General features: G+C 56.3%; 16 protein-coding genes, 1 tRNA gene and 1 pseudogene. 11 read left to right on the forward strand and 7 right to left on the reverse strand.

Going from position 1 to position 18,289, the window contains the following annotated elements:
* Positions 1–361: pseudogene (locus DEO48_RS08690) on the reverse strand (DNA-binding response regulator); the annotation flags it as partial.
* Between the two features lie 24 nt (positions 362–385).
* The gene (locus tag DEO48_RS08695; protein ID WP_109844919.1) at positions 386–1,084 is read right to left on the reverse strand and encodes an EAL domain-containing protein; all 699 of its coding nucleotides are present in this window, start codon (positions 1,082–1,084) and stop codon (positions 386–388) included.
* A 278-nt stretch (positions 1,085–1,362) separates the two neighbouring features.
* Between DEO48_RS08695 and DEO48_RS08700 the strand changes: the two genes are divergently transcribed.
* The 8 genes from DEO48_RS08700 to pheP all read left to right on the forward strand — a co-directional run bounded on the left by DEO48_RS08700 (position 1,363) and on the right by pheP (position 10,657).
* Positions 1,363–1,439: transfer RNA gene (locus DEO48_RS08700), tRNA-Arg, on the forward strand.
* A 96-nt stretch (positions 1,440–1,535) separates the two neighbouring features.
* Positions 1,536–2,366, forward strand: a complete 831-nt coding sequence (locus DEO48_RS08705; protein ID WP_109844920.1) for a CPBP family intramembrane glutamic endopeptidase — start codon at positions 1,536–1,538, stop codon at positions 2,364–2,366.
* Between the two features lie 355 nt (positions 2,367–2,721).
* Positions 2,722–3,738: an iron ABC transporter substrate-binding protein gene (locus DEO48_RS08710; RefSeq protein WP_109844921.1), complete on the forward strand. Its 1,017-nt coding sequence runs from the start codon at positions 2,722–2,724 to the stop codon at positions 3,736–3,738.
* 24 nt (positions 3,739–3,762) lie between these two features.
* The gene (locus DEO48_RS08715; protein WP_181366983.1) at positions 3,763–5,337 is read left to right on the forward strand and encodes an iron ABC transporter permease; all 1,575 of its coding nucleotides are present in this window, start codon (positions 3,763–3,765) and stop codon (positions 5,335–5,337) included.
* A 1-nt stretch (position 5,338) separates the two neighbouring features.
* The gene (locus DEO48_RS08720; protein WP_109844923.1) at positions 5,339–6,370 is read left to right on the forward strand and encodes an ABC transporter ATP-binding protein; all 1,032 of its coding nucleotides are present in this window, start codon (positions 5,339–5,341) and stop codon (positions 6,368–6,370) included.
* A gap of 149 nt (positions 6,371–6,519) precedes the next feature.
* Positions 6,520–6,795: a DUF1471 family periplasmic protein YahO gene (yahO, locus tag DEO48_RS08725; RefSeq protein ID WP_033144835.1), complete on the forward strand. Its 276-nt coding sequence runs from the start codon at positions 6,520–6,522 to the stop codon at positions 6,793–6,795.
* 186 nt (positions 6,796–6,981) lie between these two features.
* A complete protein-coding gene (locus DEO48_RS08730) occupies positions 6,982–9,165 on the forward strand; it encodes a TonB-dependent siderophore receptor (protein ID WP_109844924.1) in 2,184 nt (727 codons plus the stop codon).
* Positions 9,166–9,268: 103 nt separating this feature from the next.
* The gene (gene pheP, locus DEO48_RS08735; RefSeq protein ID WP_045400812.1) at positions 9,269–10,657 is read left to right on the forward strand and encodes a phenylalanine transporter; all 1,389 of its coding nucleotides are present in this window, start codon (positions 9,269–9,271) and stop codon (positions 10,655–10,657) included.
* An 82-nt stretch (positions 10,658–10,739) separates the two neighbouring features.
* Here the strand turns inward: pheP and DEO48_RS08740 are convergent, their stop codons facing one another.
* Positions 10,740–11,981 carry a mechanosensitive ion channel family protein gene (locus tag DEO48_RS08740; RefSeq protein WP_109844925.1) on the reverse strand — a complete coding sequence of 414 codons (1,242 nt, stop codon included), beginning with the start codon at positions 11,979–11,981 and terminating at the stop codon, positions 10,740–10,742.
* 65 nt (positions 11,982–12,046) lie between these two features.
* Complete coding sequence (locus DEO48_RS08745) at positions 12,047–13,483, reverse strand: MFS transporter (RefSeq protein WP_109844926.1); 1,437 nt, start codon at positions 13,481–13,483, stop codon at positions 12,047–12,049.
* A gap of 107 nt (positions 13,484–13,590) precedes the next feature.
* Here DEO48_RS08745 and DEO48_RS08750 point away from each other — a divergent pair, with 107 nt between their 5' ends.
* Positions 13,591–14,460, forward strand: coding sequence for a helix-turn-helix transcriptional regulator (locus tag DEO48_RS08750; RefSeq protein ID WP_109844927.1), 870 nt, complete (start codon positions 13,591–13,593; stop codon positions 14,458–14,460).
* A gap of 152 nt (positions 14,461–14,612) precedes the next feature.
* Positions 14,613–15,215: a hypothetical protein gene (locus tag DEO48_RS08755; protein WP_023310660.1), complete on the forward strand. Its 603-nt coding sequence runs from the start codon at positions 14,613–14,615 to the stop codon at positions 15,213–15,215.
* 27 nt (positions 15,216–15,242) lie between these two features.
* Here the strand turns inward: DEO48_RS08755 and nfsB are convergent, their stop codons facing one another.
* From nfsB to DEO48_RS08770, 3 genes are all read right to left on the reverse strand, one after another.
* Positions 15,243–15,896, reverse strand: coding sequence for an oxygen-insensitive NAD(P)H nitroreductase (nfsB, locus tag DEO48_RS08760; RefSeq protein WP_024906901.1), 654 nt, complete (start codon positions 15,894–15,896; stop codon positions 15,243–15,245).
* Positions 15,897–16,016: 120 nt separating this feature from the next.
* Positions 16,017–16,385 (reverse strand): MmcQ/YjbR family DNA-binding protein, encoded by a 369-nt coding sequence (locus DEO48_RS08765; protein WP_109844928.1) that lies wholly within the window; start codon positions 16,383–16,385, stop codon positions 16,017–16,019.
* Positions 16,375–16,965, reverse strand: coding sequence for a TetR/AcrR family transcriptional regulator (locus tag DEO48_RS08770; RefSeq protein WP_039264021.1), 591 nt, complete (start codon positions 16,963–16,965; stop codon positions 16,375–16,377). The genes DEO48_RS08765 and DEO48_RS08770 overlap by 11 nt, the downstream gene beginning before the upstream one ends.
* Positions 16,966–17,155: 190 nt before the next feature.
* Between DEO48_RS08770 and DEO48_RS08775 the strand changes: the two genes are divergently transcribed.
* Positions 17,156–18,259 carry an MBL fold metallo-hydrolase gene (locus tag DEO48_RS08775; RefSeq protein ID WP_109844929.1) on the forward strand — a complete coding sequence of 368 codons (1,104 nt, stop codon included), beginning with the start codon at positions 17,156–17,158 and terminating at the stop codon, positions 18,257–18,259.
* Positions 18,260–18,289 lie beyond the last annotated feature (30 nt).

The following is an 18,289-nucleotide window of genomic DNA, read 5'->3' on the forward strand; positions in this document are numbered from 1 at the left end:
GAGGAAACAGGCTATGCCGTCTCAACTGATCCAGTTTCTCCAGAAGCCCCGTGGACCGGCTTTCAATATCCACGACCAGGCGGGCTGAAGGCCACTGCGTTTGAGCGATAAGGGCGTCGTCCAGCGTGGCGTAGTCGCAGCAGCTGCTCAGGGGAAACTGCGCGTTGAGAAAACCGGTGCGCAGGTAGTGATCCTCCGTCACCAGAAGGATAAACGGGGCGTCGCTTTTGCGGGGCTGGCCGATAGACTGGCTCAAAAATTCGAGCCGGTCGAAAAAGGGGGGAGCAAAAGGTGAGCGCGTAAATCCCAGTGCATCACTTCCTGTACGCCGCCGCCGGTAACGGCGCACTGTCATTCGCATGGTCTCCCTCCTGGAAATGGCTTTTTAATCCTCCGGCCATGTCCAGGACGGCCAGTAATATCCCTGGCCGAGGTCTGCGCCTGCCTGCAGTGCCCAGGTACGATCGCGTTCAGTCTCAATACCTTCAATAAGCACTTTCCCGGCAAGCTGAAAGCAAAGGGAAACCAGTTGCCTCAGCGCAGGGGTGTCGCGTAAACGCCAGAATGCTTCCTTATCTATTTTGATGCCGCTTAACGGGAGTCGGCAGGATAAAAACGACTGCACGGTGACGTCATCCACGTCATCAAGCCAGATTGCGTGTCCCTGTCTGCTAAGTTGCCGCAAATTTTGAACGACATGCTGCTTCTCGACGAGGGTCAGCGCTAAAAAGGACGCGAGATCGACAATCTCAATATTGAGCGACACGTCTGTTAACCGGATAAGTCGCTGAAAAGAGGCTGTCTCTGTCAGGACGGTTATCGGCAGATTAATAAAAAGATTATGACCGTGCGGCGCATTTTTTAACGCGGCAAGCTGCGCTTCAAGCAGCGTTATCGACCACTCTGCGGACCGTTCGCAAAAAAAGTCCTCGCTGTGCCGCGTGTCGGACAGAACGCTTAGCACCTCCACGCCAACCTGGCGCAAGGAGGAAAGGGCGACGATGGGCTCAAGCTTAATGCCGACGATGTCCTGAGAAATGTACTGTAACCGGGGGGGCGTATCGATCAGGTTTTGCGCTGCCACTCCATTGTCCTGTTGTCTGCCAGCCTCCAGGCGGCCGGGATACCTGACTCTAGTGTGACGAGCTGACGTTCGGGAAAACAGCAGGCGTTACTTAAATGCAACTAAGCCTTTTCGCAGCGCCAAATTTTACGGTGAAACAGGGCGAAATGTTGAGAAAATAGCCGTATTTACAATCGGCTAGTGGTAATTGCCGTGTAAAGCGGAAAAGGCATTGACTCACTTGCCATTGACCGTATAATTCTTCGCGTTTCACCACCGCGAAGTACACGCATATCAGTGCGCCCTTAGCTCAGTTGGATAGAGCAACGGCCTTCTAAGCCGTAGGTCGTAGGTTCGAATCCTACAGGGCGTGCCATTTCATAGAGTCACGCCTCCTTCACATCCTCCTGATTTCCGTTGTGGGACATATTTGGGACATCGCCCCTAAATTTACCGGTCAAGAAGGACATTTATGTGGTATCTACTCGCAACTTCGCTTGCCGCACTCTCCCTTAATAAAAGCCTGGCTTATCTAATGCTGGGATTAACGGCATTTCTCGGCTGGAAACAGGGTATTCTTGACGCCCCGGCGCTGCTGGTTATTGCGTCAATCGTTGTTGGCTGGTCTGCTGTTGAATGGCTACGTAATAAAAATAATAAATATACATATCTGGTCGAAGGCCTGTGCGTGGTCATCGCCGTTGCCCTGGTTTTGCATGTGATCCCGGGCTTCCATAACCCCAAAGTGCTGGATGCTGTCGTCGTTGGTCCGCAAAGCATACCGTTCAGTATGTACTTTAATATGGACAAGGCAGTGGTGCCGTTCTTTTTAATTACGTGCATGCCAACGTTATTCGTAGCAAAACCCCTCTATAAAGCTGGCAAGGTCGGCTGGGGAATATTGGTTCTTGCGATACCCGCGCTGTTACTTCTGGCTGTTGCGTTGGGCGGACTTAGAATTGAGCCGCATGCACCAGAATGGTTCGCTCAATTTGCCCTTGCGAATATTTTCTTCGTCTCTTTGGCCGAGGAAGCCTTGTTCAGAGGCTACCTGCAGCAACGCTTGTCCCGGATTATTCATCCTGTTGTCGCGATGTTGATTGCCTCAGTCATCTTTGGACTGATGCATTATAGCGGCGGTTTACTGCTTATTATTTTTGCCAGCCTCTCCGGCATTATTTACGGCCTGGCGTGGATGTGGAGCGGTAAGCTCTGGGTTGCAACGTTATTCCATTTTGGCCTGAACTGCGTGCATTTATTGTTCTTCACCTATCCGATGTATGCCCCTCATGCGGCGATGTGATGCTTTTTAAATGAGTAGTCTTATAAACTTAGCTACCTCCAGATAAGCATAAAAAGCCCCGCAATATCGGGGCTTTTATATCTGGCGGGCGCATGAATAACAGATTTACCTTTGCGTCATAATGAATAGAAGGCTAATGAATTTCATTGTAGGCAGGCTTAAGGTTTTCTTAATCTAAAAATTATCTCTCATTAAAATTTGGATTTTTATCATTCTAAAATCTGCTAAAAAGAAATTTTACACTTTTACGCCTAAACTGGATTGATACTAATTATCATTAGCGTTGTTGTATGCTTTAATCCTGTCCCACAAAGCTATGAGTCGTTAATCCCGTTGGTCTATTAAGGATATGTTCATGAATTCTCGCCTGCTGTCCTGCTTCTCGCTTGCCTTGTTGTCTTCATCACTTTTCCTTTCTACACAATCGGTTGCGGCCGATAACAGCGAAGGTATCGTTGTTTATAACGCGCAGCACGAAAACCTGGTGAAGTCGTGGGTGGACGGTTTTACTAAAGAAACCGGCATCAAAGTCACTCTGCGTAATGGCGATGACAGCGAGCTGGGTAACCAACTGGTTCAGGAAGGCAGCGCGTCACCTGCAGACGTGTTCCTGACGGAGAACTCGCCTTCAATGGTGCTGGTGGATAACGCCAACCTGTTTGCGCCGCTGGATGCAGACACCCTGAAGCAGGTACCGGCGGAATATCGTCCTGCGCACGGCCGCTGGATCGGCATTGCCGCCCGCAGCACGGTATTTGTGTATAACCCGGCAAAACTCAGCGAACAGCAGCTGCCTAAGTCGCTGATGGATCTGGCGAAACCCGAGTGGAAAGGCCGCTGGGCGGCATCACCGTCAGGCGCGGATTTCCAGGCCATCGTGAGCGCGATGCTGGCGCTGAAAGGCGAGAAGGCCACCCTGGAATGGCTTAAAGCGATGAAAGCCAATTTCGTTGCCTATAAAGGCAACAGCACCGTGATGAAAGCGGTCAATGCCGGTCAGATTGATGGCGGCGTGATTTATCACTACTACCGTTTTGTCGATCAGTCCAAAACCGGTGAAAACAGCAAAAACACCCAGCTCTACTACTTCAAACACCAGGATCCGGGCGCGTTTGTGAGCCTCTCCGGCGGCGGCGTGCTGGCATCCAGCAAGCATAAAGCGCAGGCGCAGGCCTTCATCAAATACATTACCGGTAAAGAAGGTCAGGAAAGCCTGCGTACCAACAACGCCTTTGAGTATGCGGTGGGCGTGAACGCGGCCTCAAACCCGAAACTGGTCCCGCTAAAAGATCTTGATGCACCGAAAGTTGAACCTTCGACGCTTAACAGTAAAAAAGTTATCGAGCTGATGACGCAAGCCGGCCTGCTGTGATCCTGAGAGTAAAGTGAACGTCTTATGTCTGGTCTGAGTCTCGACATCGGAAAAAACAGAGTGCAGGAGCCTGCCCGCAGGCGTCCTGCACTGCCGATGGTTGCGTTAGCTGTTTTGTTTTCATTAATGGCGCTTCTGCCTTTGGGTTTTATCATTGCCATTGGCATTGAGACCGGCTGGGAAACCATTAAGGCGCTGGTGTTTCGCCCGCGTGTTGCTGAGCTGCTCAGCAACACGCTGTGGCTGACGGCTTTAGCGGTTCCGCTGTGTATCGTGACGGGCGTGGCAATCGCCTGGCTCACGGAGCGCACGCAGCTTGCCGGGCGAGGGATCTGGTCCGCACTGGCGGTCGCCCCGCTGGCGATCCCCGCGTTTGTGCAAAGCTATGCCTGGGTGAGCGCTGTCCCGTCCATGCACGGGCTCTCCGCGGGCGTGTTCCTCTCGGTTCTTGCCTACTATCCGTTTATCTATATGCCGGTTGCGGCGGTGCTGCGTCGCCTTGACCCGACGCTTGAAGATGTCGCCGCTTCGCTGGGTACGCCGCCGTGGAGGGTCTTTTTCCGCGTGGTGCTGCCCCAGCTCAAGCTGGCTATCTGCGGCGGCGCGCTGCTGGTGGCGCTGCACCTGCTGGCGGAATATGGCCTGTACGTGATGATCCGCTTTGATACCTTCACCACGGCAATTTATGACCAGTTCCAGTCTACCTTCAGCGGCCCGGCGGCGAACATGCTGGCGGGCGTGCTGGCCTTGTGCTGTCTGGCTATATTAATGCTGGAGGGCGTGACGCGCGGAAAAGCACGCTACGCGCGCATTGGCGCCGGGGCCGCGCGCGAGCAGAAACGCTGGCCGCTGAAGCCTGCGGCCGCAGCGCTGGGCCAGCTGTTTTTCATCGTGCTGATCGTTCTGGCGCTGGGCGTGCCGCTAGTTGTCCTGTGTCGCTGGATTTGGCTCGGCGGCGTGCAAAACTGGATGAGTGCCGATCTCTGGCATTCGCTGCGCCAGACGCTGATGCTCGGCGTGGGCGGTGCGCTTCTGACGACCGCGTGCGTGATCCCCATCGCGTGGCTGGGTATCCGCTATCCGCACCGCATCTTCCGGATGCTGGAAGGGTGCATCTATATCACCAGCTCGCTGCCGGGCATCGTCACGGCGCTGGCGCTGGTCACCGTCACCATTCATTACGCTCGTCCCATTTACCAGACGGAAATTACCCTGTTCCTTGCCTACCTGCTGATGTTTATGCCCCGCGCGCTCATCAACCTGCGGGCGGGGATTGCGCAGGCGCCGGTTGAGCTGGAAAACGTGGCGCGCAGCCTGGGCAGCACGCCCGCGAAGGCGCTCTGGAGCGTCACGATGCGGCTGGCCGCGCCGGGTGCGGCGGCAGGGGCCGCGCTGGTTTTCCTCGGCGTCAGCAACGAGTTGACCGCCACGCTGCTGCTCTCTCCGCTGGGCACGCGCACGCTCTCCACCGGATTCTGGGCGCTGACCAGTGAAATTGACTATGTTGCCGCCGCGCCTTACGCGATGCTGATGATCCTGATTTCACTCCCGCTGACCGCCATTCTCTATATGCAGTCGAAAAAAATTGCAGGGCTATGACATGCTTGAATTAACCGCCATTTCTAAATCGTTTTCTGATGTGCAGGTGCTCGACAGCTTAAACCTGAGCGTGGCGCCGGGGAGCAGGACGGCGATTGTCGGGCCGTCCGGGTCGGGGAAAACCACGCTGCTGCGTATTCTTGCCGGGTTCGAAACGCCTGACACCGGGCGCATTGTCATGCAGGGGAGAACGCTGTTTGATGAAAACAGTTTTGTTCCCGCCCACCTGCGCCGGATCGGTTTTGTGCCTCAGGAGGGTGCGCTGTTCCCGCACCTCAACGTGGCAGACAACATTGCCTGGGGGCTGGACGGCACCCGCCACGAGAAACGCCAGCGCGTTCAGGCGCTGATGGAGATGGTTTCTCTGGACAGGCAGCTCGCAACGCACTGGCCCCACGAGATTTCCGGCGGACAGCAGCAGCGCGTGGCCCTTGCCCGTGCGCTGGCCCAGCGTCCTTCACTGATGCTGCTGGATGAACCGTTCTCGGCTCTGGATACCGGCCTGCGCGCCACGACGCGTAAGGCAACGGCCGATCTGCTGGCCGAAGCGGGCGTGGCCTCGATTCTGGTCACCCACGATCAGAACGAAGCGTTGTCCTTTGCCACGCAGGTTGCCGTCATGCGCTCCGGGCGCTTCACGCAGGTCGGTACGCCTTATGACGTTTACACCCGTCCCGTTGACGAAGAGACGGCGCTGTTTCTTGGCGATGCCGTGATCCTGCCTGCTCAGCTTGCCGCCGGGTATGCCGTGTGCGCGCTGGGTGAAGTGCCGACGGACAACGCGCATGCGACAGGACAGGGCAGGGTAATGATGCGCCCTGAACAATTACGCGTGACGGCATGTGCAGCGGATGAAAGTCCGATCTCGATTCTCGACGTGGACTTCACCGGCCAGCTGTCGACGCTCACCCTGGGATTGGCCGGACAGCAGCAGCCGGTGATTCTGAAGACCGTAAGCCAGCCAGGATGGAACCCGGGCACGGCGGTACGCGTTGATATTGCTGGCACCGCGCGGGTATTCGAATATTCTTAATATTCGTTAGTAATTTCATGCAACGGGTTGTTATAAAAGATTTTTCCCGAACGAATGGCAATTCCTGAGATTCTCTACCATGCTCATATAACCTCACCACACTGCGTGAGGTTTTTCGTAGTTGCTGATTAATCTCAAGGAAAAAGGTTATGAAAAAGACGACTGCTATTTTGTTGGGAACGGCATTACTGTTTACGACCAATGCTTTTGCTGCACAGCTACTTACTAAAAGCGAGTTCAAAAAAGTTGCATCTCAATATAAAAAAATCGGTACGGTAAACACCTCGAATGAAGTATCGGTGGATGATGCGAAAAAAGAACTGATTGAGAAAGCCGATAAGCAAGGCGCGGATGTCCTGGTGCTCACTTCAGGGAACACCAACAATAAAATTCACGGTACGGCCAATATCTACAAGAAAAAATAACGTTATTGCAGCCACTCCCCAAACGGGGTGGCTGTTCCCCCTCTTTTCGCGCCAAATCTCCTCATGAACGCGGTTACACTTGCCAACGCATGGATAATGCGTATAGTTCTCATTTGCATTGCATTCAATACATTCTAAGGCCCGACAACGGGTCATTTTTTGCGCGCACTTTAAAATGAGTTAACGATGAACAACACCATCATGCACAAAACGCTGCTGGCGCTCGCCGTTGGCGCGGCGACACATTCCGCCTTAGCGGCGGACAATCAAAAAGAGGACACCCTCGTTGTCCAGGCTAAACCTGCCAGCGATTTCAAACCCGGCGGCGACCAGCCGGTACCGGCCTTCCTTGACGGACAGGTGGCGAACGGCGGGCGCATGGGGATGCTGGGCCAGCAGAACGCCATGGACGTGCCGTTCAACATCATCAGCTACACCTCGAAGCTGGTAGAAGATCAGCAGGCGAAAACCATTGCCGATGTCGTCGCGAACGACGCGGGCGTGCAGTTCGTTCAGGGGTATGGCAACAGCGCGGAGACCTACCGCATCCGTGGCCTGAAGTTCGACGGTGACGACATGACCTTTGGCGGCCTGTCCGGCGTGCTGCCGCGCCAGGTTGTGGATACCCAGATGATCGACCGCATCGAGATCTTCAAAGGGGCCAACTCGCTGATGAACGGCGCGGCAAGTTCCGGCGTGGGCGGGATGATCAACCTTGAGCCAAAACACGCGGGCGAGCTCCCGCAGGCGAAGGTCGGCGTGGACTACACCTCGGATTCCCAGATTGGCACCACGCTCGACGCGGGCCGTCGCTACGGTGACAGCGACCAGTTCGGCGCGCGGGTGAACCTGGTCCATCGCGAAGGGGAAACCGGCATACCGAATGACCGCCGCCGCACCACGCTGCTCTCTACCGGCCTGGATTACGCCGGCGACCGCTTCCGCACCTCGCTGGATCTGGGCTATCAGAAGAAAACCTTCCACGGCAGCCCGACCAGCGTCAATATTTCCGCGGTGGATTTCGTTCCCGAGCCGCCGAAAAACGATCGTAACTTCTCGCAGAAGTGGGCCTACAGCAATATCGAAAACGAATTTGGGATGTGGCGCAGCGAGTATGACATCACCGACGGCTGGACGGCCTATACCGGTCTTGGCGCGCAGCACGCGCACGAGGAAGGCATCTACAGCGCGCCGAAGCTGGTGGATAAAAGCGGCAAGGCAACGGTCAGCCGTCTCGACACCAACCGCATCAGCGATTCCGTCAGCGGCATGGCGGGCATTCGCGGTAATTTCAATACAGGCTTCGTCTCGCACAAGGTCAACGTTGGCTATTCGGCGATGACCAAAAACGAAAAAATCGCGTGGAAAATGTCGGCGGCGAAAGATAACCCGACCACCAACATCTACCACAACACCGGCGTCGATATGCCGGACAGCACCAATTTCAACGGTTCCGGCGGAAAGTACAGCGATCCGCTGACCAGCGGGCGCACCCGTACCCAGGGCTGGCTGCTGAGCGATACGCTGGGCGTGCTGGATGACAAGCTGCTGTTCACCGCAGGCGCCCGCCATCAGAAAGTGGTCGTTCGCGGATATAACAAAGTCACCGGTGCGGAAAACGCGGCGGACGGTTTCGACGGCAGCCGCTGGATGCCCACCTACGGCGTGGTCTACAAGCCGTGGGAGGAGATTTCCCTCTATGCAAACCACACCGAAGCGCTGCAGCCGGGCAAAACTGCACCTAACACCGCCACCAACTACGGCCAGAGCACCGGTATCGTTCACTCTAAGCAGAACGAAGTGGGCGTGAAGGCGGACTTCGGCCGCGTGGGCGGATCGCTTGCGCTGTTTGAGATCAAAATGCCGTCGGCGATCCTCGACGACAGCGGCCATTACGGCCTGGATGCCGAGCAGCGAAACCGTGGCGTGGAGCTGAACGTCTTCGGCGAGCCCGCGCTGGGGATGCGCCTGAACGCCAGCGCCACCTGGCTGCAGGCCGAGCTGACCAAAACCAAAAATGGCGTGAATCAGGGTAACGATGCGATCGGGATTCCGAACTTTTACGCCGTGCTGGGTGCAGAGTACGATATCAAGCCGGTTGATGGCCTGACCGCCACCGCCCGCGTGAACCATTCCGGCGCGCAGTACGCTGACCTGGCAAACACCAAAAAGCTGGACAGCTACACCACGCTGGATCTGGGAGTGCGCTATCGCTTCGCGGTGAACCGCAATGAAAACCAGATGACGGTTCGCGCGGGCATCGACAACGTCACCAATGAAAACTACTGGGCCAGCGTGGACGACTCCGGTACCTATATTACGCAGGGCGAACCGCGCACCTTTAAGGTCTCGGTTGGCTACGCGTTTTAAGCGTTCCATCTCGTTATCCGGGGCAGGGATGCCCCAATCCCTTGCTACCTCCAGCATGAAGTGTTAAAACGTGCCCCTTCTAAAAAAGAGACAGGGGTAGGACGTGAAAGACGCGTCATCCGCTTCAGGCCATGGTAGCGCTGAAGCCTCGTCGGATCAGAATCCGACGCTGCAACGTGGTTTGCAAAATCGACATATTCAGCTCATTGCCCTTGGCGGCGCGATCGGTACCGGGCTATTTCTCGGCATCGGCCCCGCTATTCAGATGGCTGGCCCGGCGGTGCTGCTGGGTTACGGTATTGCCGGGATTATCGCCTTCCTGATCATGCGCCAGCTTGGCGAGATGGTCGTAGAAGAGCCGGTTTCAGGCTCCTTCGCGCACTTTGCTTATAAATACTGGGGCCCGTTTGCAGGCTTCCTCTCCGGCTGGAACTACTGGGTGATGTTCGTGCTGGTGGGGATGGCGGAGCTGACCGCCGCAGGCATTTACATGCAGTACTGGCTGCCGGACGTCCCGACGTGGATCTGGGCTGCGGCCTTCTTCATCATTATTAACGCAGTTAACCTCGTCAACGTGCGCCTGTATGGCGAAACCGAGTTCTGGTTTGCGCTGATCAAGGTGCTGGCGATTATAGGGATGATCGGCTTTGGTCTGTGGCTGCTGTTCTCCGGCCACGGCGGCGAGCGCGCCACGATCGATAACCTGTGGCAGCACGGCGGCTTCCTCGCCACCGGCTGGAAAGGGCTGATTCTCTCCCTGGCGGTGATCATGTTCTCCTTCGGAGGATTAGAGCTGATTGGCATTACCGCCGCGGAAGCACGCGACCCGCATAAAAGCATTCCAAAAGCGGTCAACCAGGTGGTGTACCGGATTCTGCTGTTCTACATCGGCTCGCTGGTGGTGCTGCTGGCGCTCTATCCGTGGGTGGAAGTGAAGTCCGACAGCAGCCCGTTCGTGATGATTTTCCACGATCTGAACAGCAACGTGGTGGCCTCGGCGCTGAACTTCGTCATTCTGGTGGCGTCTCTGTCGGTCTATAACAGCGGCGTTTACTCCAACAGCCGCATGCTGTTCGGCCTCTCCGTGCAGGGCAACGCGCCGAAGTTCCTCACCCGCGTCAGCCGTCGCGGCGTGCCGGTGAATTCCTTGTTCCTTTCTGGTGCTATCACCTCGCTGGTGGTGCTGATTAACTATCTGCTGCCGAAAGAGGCCTTTGGCCTGCTGATGGCGCTGGTTGTCGCCACTCTGCTGCTGAACTGGATCATGATTTGCCTGGCGCACCTGCGCTTTCGCGCCGCGATGCGCCGCAAGGGACGCGATACGCAGTTCAAAGCGCTGCTCTATCCGGCGGGGAACTATATCTGTATCGCTTTCCTTGGGCTGATTCTGGTGCTGATGTGCACCATGGATGAGATGCGCCTTTCGGCGATGCTGCTGCCGGTGTGGGTTATCTTCCTGTTTGTGGCGTTTAAGCTTTCCCGCAAAAAGTAGCGCGGTTTTCTCCCTCTTCCTGTGGGAGAGGGCCGGGGTGAGGGCACCAGACTGCACCTGCCTTCACGCCCGGCAACCCACCTTACCGATGCTGTAGGGTCAACGAGCGAATATCGTTCCCGGTCGGGGACTGGTGAATACGCAGCCCAAATTCATCCACCACCGCGAAAATATGGTCAAAGATGTCGGCCTGAATCTCCTCATATTCTGCCCAGACCACCGTGTTGGTGAAGGCGTATATTTCAATCGGCAAACCATTCGCATCAGGCGCTAGCTGGCGCACCATCAGCGTCATATCTTTGCGAATACGCGGATGGTTGCGCAGATATTCATTCAGGTAGGCGCGGAAGGTACCAATATTGGTCATCTTACGCAGATTTAATACCGACTCCCCTTCACCGTTCTTCTGATTCCACAGACTAATTTCCTCATGTCGCGCGGCCAGATAGGGCTTCAGCAGCTTCGCCTGAATGAGTTTCTGCTGCTCCTGCTCGTCCAGGAAATGAATGCTGGTGGTATCAATATTCAGGCTGCGCTTAATGCGTCGCCCGCCGGAGGCCGCCATGCCGCTCCAGTTGATAAAGGCGTCGGAGACCAGCGCCCACGTCGGAATGGTGGTGATGGTGTTATCAAAATTGCGCACTTTAACGGTGGTCAGACCGATGTCCGTTACCGTGCCGTTGGCACCGTATTTGGGCATCTCCAGCCAGTCGCCGAGCTTGAGCATGTCGTTGGCGGAAAGCTGAATCCCCGCCACAAGTCCGAGTATCGGGTCTTTAAACACCAGCATCAGCACGGCGGCCATGGCGCCGAGACCGCTTATCAGAATCGCCGGGGACTGGCCGATCAGCAGGGAGATAATCAAAATCCCCACCAGGATGGCGCTTACCAGCTTGATGCCCTGGAAAATCCCCTTCAGCGGCAGCTGTGATGCGGTGGCCATTTTCTGCGACAGATTAAAAATCACGTCCAGCAGCGAGAAGAAGGAGAGCAGGGCATACACCATGACCCACAGCTTTGCGCATGTCGTGAGAATTTCCGCCGCTTCGCTGCCTTTTTGCAGCCACAGTACCGCCTGGACGTTGACGATTATCCCCTGAAGGGTGAAGGCCAGACGGTGAAATAATTTATTCTGGGTAATGATCTGCAGCCACAAATGGCTGCTGGCCTGCGCGCGTTTTTCGAAAGCGCGAAGCACCACTTTGTGCAGAATAAAATGAACGATGATGGCGGTAAGAAAAATAATACCAAAGATAATCACTAAAGAGGTGGTGTGATTAATTTCAATGCCTAACTCTTCAACCTGAGCAATTAATTCCTGCATAACGTCTCCTGTATTGATGCAGCCCCATAATGGCGGCTGCGGATCTATTATGCAAATTCACGGGCTTATTTGGTGGCCTGGCAGACCTTTACCATTGGCAGGCACAGGCGATGGCGGATGCGCAGCGTCGCCAGGGCAAGCACCACCATCATCGCCGTTTCCACCATCAGGAAGACGTTCACCGCCTGGGTGTAATCCCCGTGATGGTTCTGCAGCGCGTGGAGCAAAATCGCGCCGAAAATGGCCGGGCCAAGCCCCAGAGCGGCCTGCTGCAGCGTGCTGAGAATGGCGCTCGCGGCTCCCGCGTCGTCAGGCTGAATATCGCGCATCCCGATGCGGTAGAAGCTGTTCACGATCAGCGCCTGCCCGTAGCCGACCAGCCCGGTCGCGGGCGCCAGCGTCAGGGCGGTATTCTCCATTCCCCAGACGCGGAACGTGGCGATCAGCGCCAGCAGGCCGGCAATCTGGATCGCCAGACCGGTCAGCAGAATGGTACTGGTGCTGTAGCGAGCAATCAGTCGCGGCGCGAACCACGCCGAAATAAAGTAGGTAACGCCCAGCGCGATAAAACTGTTTCCGGACTGCCACGGTGCCATCCCCAGACCGGTTTGCATGGTCAGCGCCATACAGAACATAAACCCGGACCAGACGCTGAAAAAGAGCATCGCAATCAGAATGCCAAAGCGAACGCTGCGAAGCTGCAGCAGGCGCGGCGGGATCAGCGGATGGGCATTCTCACGCTCCTTTTTGCGCGCATTCAGCGCCGTCAGCCAGCCCAGCGGAATAATGGCGAGAAGCATAACCTTCAGCGGCCACGACCAGTGCCACTGTGGGCCGAGCGCCATCGGGAACAGCAGGCAGCAAAGAATGATCGCCAGCAGCACGGTTCCGGTCCAGTCGATGCGTGACGGCGTCTCGCGACGGGTTTCGGGTACGAAATGGCGACTTAGCGCCAGCACCACCAGACAGATCGGCACGTTGATAAAGAAGGCGTTACGCCAGCCCAGCCCGGCGATATCCGCCGACACCAGCCAGCCGCCGCCCATCTGGCCGACGATAAACGCAATCCCACCGATGCCGCCAAACAGGCTGATGGCCTTAGCGTGCGCCGTACCTTTCAGCGTCACGTGCAGCGTGGCAAGAATTTGCGGCACGATCAGTGCGGCTCCCGCCCCCTGAACGATGCGCGCGGCCAGCAGCTGTTCAATGTTCCCCGCCATCCCGCAGAGCAGCGAGGCCAGGCCAAAGCTCGCGACGCCCCACATGAACAGACGCCGACGGCCAAAGTTATCCCCCAGCTTGCTGCCGAGCGCAAGGCAGACGGCGAAGGCCACGCCGTAGAGGGCGACAATCAGCTCCAGCTCGGTGGCGGTGGCGTTCAGCGAATGGGTGATGGCGTCCAGCGCGACGTTGGTGATTGAGGTATCAATCATCGGCAGCATCTGGCCGGTTAGCAGCAATATCAGGCCAGCGCGGCCCGGTGAAACAACTGACGTATTCATGGTAACTCCATTGCGTCATTCAACAGATGGTCGTAGCATCAACCATCTGATAAACGGGTACCAGTTCTTGCTTATACTGGTACTGGCACTACCATGCAGGGGGATTTATGGCCTTGATGTCTGAACCCGTCGTCTCACTTCAGGATGACACCCGAAAACAGCTGGGGGCATTTTTACGCGCGCGACGTGAAAGCCTCGATCCGCAGCGTCTCGGCCTGCCGCGTAGCGGTCGCCGCCGCACGCCGGGTCTGCGCCGTGAAGAGGTGGCGATGCTCGCTGACGTGGGCGTGACCTGGTACACCTGGCTGGAGCAGGGCAGGGACGTCAATCCGTCCAGCGCGGTGATGGCCGCTGTTGCAAAAGCGCTGCAATGCACTCCGACCGAGGCCCGGCACCTGTTTGTGTTAGCGGGTTTGCCGCCGGGTGAAGCGCCACAGGCGGTCTGCTGCGAGGGTATCAGCGAGGGCACGCGGCGCCTGCTGGATACGCTTATGCCTAAACCCGCCAGCATTCAGAAGCCCAACTTCGATATCGTGGCGTGGAACGACAGCTTTGGGCACCTGATGGGCGTCGACTTCAATGAAATTCCCCCTGAAGACCGCAACTGTATTTACCTGTTCCTCACCCATCCGGCGTGGCGAGCGCGTCTCGGCAGACGCGACGATGTGCTGCCGATATTCGTCTCCTATTTCCGCGCGGCGATGGCCGAACACCGGGGCGACCCGCTGTGGGAGGCCAAACTGGCGCGCTTCTTCGCGGTGTCCGAAGAGTTCAAAACCCTGTGGCACCAGCGCAACGACGTGCGCGGCGTGGAGAATCAGCTCAAGCTGTTTACCCATCCCGAGCTGGGGAATTTTACGTTGCAGCAGATGTACTGGTATTCCGCGCCGCGAAACGGATCGCGGCTGCTGGTGTATCTGCCGGTGGATGAGGCGGGAGAGCGGGCGATGGAGTGGCTGGCGGCGCAGGGAAAGTAAGTTTTTTGCGAGACGGTTTCAGGGAATAAGCGCCGAATCTGCTAAGTGGAGGAGACCGGTGTAATGTTGGGTTTAACGTAAACCCATCGACTGAATCGACATCATTTCGACGAGGTGTTAAGTCGTCTATACTCTCGCCATGAGCAACCACCATGTCGCCACTGATGATTGATTCCGCAGATTTCAGCCAAAAATTAGGCCTTATCTCCCGAAACGTCGAACATACTGAAGCGTTTCTTGCGCGAGGCACGGTGGATTTTCACCTGCCCGGATTTATGCTGCCTGTGGGATATCGCCTGTTAAAATCGCGTTATGGCGATGAATATCGTCTCGTGACTACCGACGACGGAAAACCTTATACGGCGTATGCCGTTAAGTTGACGTTTCATAAAGAAATTACTTTTCCCCACGGGGCTGCGACACAGGTTATGGTCTGGCGTACGCCACGCGCGGTTCATCAGCGTGTCATCAGTGGTTTACCACAATCCTTCTTCCAGTGGGTGCTAAGCGAATACGACATTGTGGTTTCTGACAGCGAGCAAACCGGAGACGGGCAGCGGTTTTGGTTACGTATGATCGACTGGGCGTTCAGTATGAATTATCAGATAAGCGTGGCGGACGGTACGGTAGGCGAAGAGTGGCACTTAACACCGGTGAGTTCATACGCCGAGCTGGAAGAGCGCTGGATTGCGTTTGCCTGGGGATACGATCGCGATGTCCATCCACATCGCAGGTTAGTCATCAGTAAAGCGTAACGGGCCGCATTGCGCGGCCCGTTTTGTTCAGCACTCGGTCACAATCGTGCTCAGCGGCAGGCGAGATTTCGGCAGCGTGGCGTTGAAATCTTCCACGCTGTGGTGCCCAACCGGTACCACCACCAGGCTGGTAAAGCCTTTCTCTTTCAGGCCAAATTCTTCGTCGAGGATCGCGGCGTCGAAACCTTCAATCGGTACCGCGTCCAGGCCCATCGCGCCCACGCCCAGCAGGAAGTTTCCGACGTTAAGGTAAACCTGCTTCGCCATCCACTGATCGTCATCTTTCAGATCCACGCGGTGCATGTCGGCGAAATAGGTGCGGCCCTTGTGGTTTGCGGCTTTGGCTTCCGGCGTGTTGAAACGGCCATCGGCCTCTTCCTGATCCACGACTCGCTCCAGCCAGGCGTCATCCATCGCGGTTTTCGCGCAGAACACCACCACGTGGGAAGCATCCAGCATTTTGCGTTCGTTGAACACATAGGTGCCCGCGGCGGATTTTGCCACGCGCGCTTTTCCTTCCTCGGTGCTGGCTACAATGAAGTGCCACGGCTGGGAGTTGGTGCTGGACGGGCTGTACTGCAGCAGGGTTTTGATTTTTTCCGCTTCTTCCGCGGTCAGTTTTTTGCTTGCGTCGAACGCCTTGGTAGAGTGGCGTTTCAGGGCGACAGAAATGATATCCATAACAACTCCTGGTGATGAAATTCGCCCGCTCGCGGGCGCGAAAGGAAAGCAGATTACAGCGGGACGCGGAAAAAGATAAGTGCAATTCGAGCGCTTAATCTGTTCGTCTCAGACGAACAATCAGACCGGCCGGATCCACTTCTGGTCTTTTTTCGGCAGCTTATCCACCACCAGATTCCAGGAATCCGCTATCAGGTCGGCGACCAGTTCAGGTGTGATGTCGTCAGTGCCGTAAAGCGAAATCCAGTGTTTTTTATTGAGGTGATAGCCCGGTTCAACGCCGCGATAAATTTGCTGATTTAACAAGGATTTTTCTGGGTCTGACTTGAGGCTGACGTGCGGTCGTCCGCGTACGGTGGCCATCAGCATAAAAATTTTCCCGCCCACCTTAAACACGTCGTACTCGGGGCCGAACGGCCAGCAGTGTTCGGTGAACGGCAGCTCCAGCGCCACGCGTTTTGCGTGCTCCTGCAAGGATTTACTGTCCATCGCTCTCTTCCTGGGCAAGCCCGCGCCACATCACCTCAAAGCCGAGCGCTTTAAAATCAACGGCACGGGAAGGGTCGCGAGTGGCAAATTCCATCGTAGATTCGGCCAGCGATAAGAAAAGCGCATCGCCAAACGTTTTAAATTCATCTGACATAAACACCTGACGCACCGAGCGGCGGCACAGTTCATGGAGTTCCGGGAACATCTCTTTCACCGCCTGTTCCGTTTCGGCGCTCAGCTTTTCACTGACGCCGATCTGGCGGATAGCCGCATGAGAAACGGGGTTACGAATACCCCAGTCCACGTAGCTGTTCCAGATATTGCGGGTATGTTCTTTGGGCAGCGTGATGGTGCGATCGAGGTTTGCCAGCATGGCCTGGCAGAGATCCTGCTTCAGGTGCAGATAGAGGGCATTCAGCAGATCGTCTTTAGTGGGAAAGTAGCGAAACAGGGTCCCTTCGGCGACGCCCGCGTTACGGGCGATTAACGACGTTGAGGCGGCAATACCTGACTGTGCGAACGCCACCGTTGCGGCTTCCAGTAAGGCCTGTTTTTTATCTTCACTCTTCGGACGTGCCACTAAATTTTTCCCCCTGTCAATTATAAAAACCCTGATTGAAACACGTGCTTTGACACGCTGCAACGCGGAATGTCAAAGATCGAAAACGTCTTGACGACTTTATCATCACATCTATAATGAGTGCTTACTCACTCATAATCAAGTTTACCCCGCGCAAACTATCGGATGGGGCGCGTTTTCGGGTCTGGATATGAACAAACCTCTCTTCATCTGCGTGGTGTTAATCATGATTATTGCTTCAGCTGCGAGTTTACCGTTTGTACTGAATGCCGGATTCGGCCAGCCGCCGCAGGGTGAGCAGCTCACTGAAGTGGAGGCCTCTCCCCAGTATCGCGACGGGAAATTCCACAATACGCTGCCAACGCCGGGCTATAACGGCGACAAAAACATGCTGGTCGCGACGTGGGATTTTCTGACCAAAAAAACCGAAAACGCGCGCCCGGCCCAGCCGCTGCCGCTGGTGAAAACCGATCTTGCGAGCCTGCCGCTGGAGCAGGACACCCTGGTGTGGCTCGGCCACTCCTCGTGGTACCTGCAGCTCGCGGGCAAACGCATCCTGATTGACCCGGTGCTCAGCAACTATGCCGCGCCGTTCTCGTTTCTGAATAAAGCCTTTGCCGGGGAGTATCCGTGGCGCGCTGAAAGCATGCCGGAAATCGACCTGCTGATTATCTCGCACGATCACTACGATCATCTGGATTACGCTACCATCCGGGCGCTACTGCCGAAGGTGAAGCGCGTGGTGACGCCGCTGGGCGTGGGATCTCATCTGCGCTACTGGGGGATGAAGCCTGAGATTATTGACGAGCGCGACTGGAACCAGTCGGTACGCATCAGCGATGAACTGACGGTGCACGTTCTGCCGGCGCGCCACTTCTCCGGGCGCGGCATCAAGCGCGATCGAACCCTGTGGGGCAGCTTTATGTTCGTCACGCCAGAGCAGAAGGTTTATTACAGCGGGGACTCCGGCTACGGTCCGCACTTTAAGGCCATCGGCGAGCAGTTTGATGGCGTTGATGTCGCCATCATGGAAAACGGCCAGTACGACCAGGACTGGAAGTATATCCACATGCTCCCGGAGGAAACGGCGCAGGCCTCGGTGGATCTGAACGCGAAAGCCGTGGTGCCCGGGCATAACGGACGCTTCGTGCTGGCGAAACATACGTGGAACGATCCGCTGATCCAGCTGGCTAAAGCCAGCAAGGATAAAAATTATCGGCTACTGACGCCGGCGCTGGGCGAGCCCGTCCGGGTGAATGACGCCGCGCAAACCTTTCGCGCGTGGTGGGAATAATGTTTAAGCGAGAAGCAGAGGGGGACAGCA

The sequence above is a fragment of the Enterobacter sp. CGMCC 5087 genome, from assembly GCF_003144775.1.
Taxonomy (GTDB): domain Bacteria; phylum Pseudomonadota; class Gammaproteobacteria; order Enterobacterales; family Enterobacteriaceae; genus Enterobacter; species Enterobacter cloacae_M.

Coding starts and splice junctions, on each gene's coding strand:
- DEO48_RS08705 (WP_109844920.1), top strand. CDS start 1,536: ATGTGGTATCTACTCGCAACTTCGCTTGCCGCACTCTCCCTTAATAAA.
- DEO48_RS08710 (WP_109844921.1), top strand. CDS start 2,722: ATGAATTCTCGCCTGCTGTCCTGCTTCTCGCTTGCCTTGTTGTCTTCA.
- DEO48_RS08715 (WP_181366983.1), top strand. CDS start 3,763: ATGTCTGGTCTGAGTCTCGACATCGGAAAAAACAGAGTGCAGGAGCCT.
- DEO48_RS08720 (WP_109844923.1), top strand. CDS start 5,339: ATGCTTGAATTAACCGCCATTTCTAAATCGTTTTCTGATGTGCAGGTG.
- yahO (WP_033144835.1), top strand. CDS start 6,520: ATGAAAAAGACGACTGCTATTTTGTTGGGAACGGCATTACTGTTTACG.
- DEO48_RS08730 (WP_109844924.1), top strand. CDS start 6,982: ATGAACAACACCATCATGCACAAAACGCTGCTGGCGCTCGCCGTTGGC.
- DEO48_RS08740 (WP_109844925.1), bottom strand. CDS start 11,981: ATGCAGGAATTAATTGCTCAGGTTGAAGAGTTAGGCATTGAAATTAAT.
- DEO48_RS08745 (WP_109844926.1), bottom strand. CDS start 13,483: ATGAATACGTCAGTTGTTTCACCGGGCCGCGCTGGCCTGATATTGCTG.
- DEO48_RS08750 (WP_109844927.1), top strand. CDS start 13,591: ATGGCCTTGATGTCTGAACCCGTCGTCTCACTTCAGGATGACACCCGA.
- DEO48_RS08755 (WP_023310660.1), top strand. CDS start 14,613: ATGTCGCCACTGATGATTGATTCCGCAGATTTCAGCCAAAAATTAGGC.
- nfsB (WP_024906901.1), bottom strand. CDS start 15,896: ATGGATATCATTTCTGTCGCCCTGAAACGCCACTCTACCAAGGCGTTC.
- DEO48_RS08765 (WP_109844928.1), bottom strand. CDS start 16,385: ATGGACAGTAAATCCTTGCAGGAGCACGCAAAACGCGTGGCGCTGGAG.
- DEO48_RS08775 (WP_109844929.1), top strand. CDS start 17,156: ATGAACAAACCTCTCTTCATCTGCGTGGTGTTAATCATGATTATTGCT.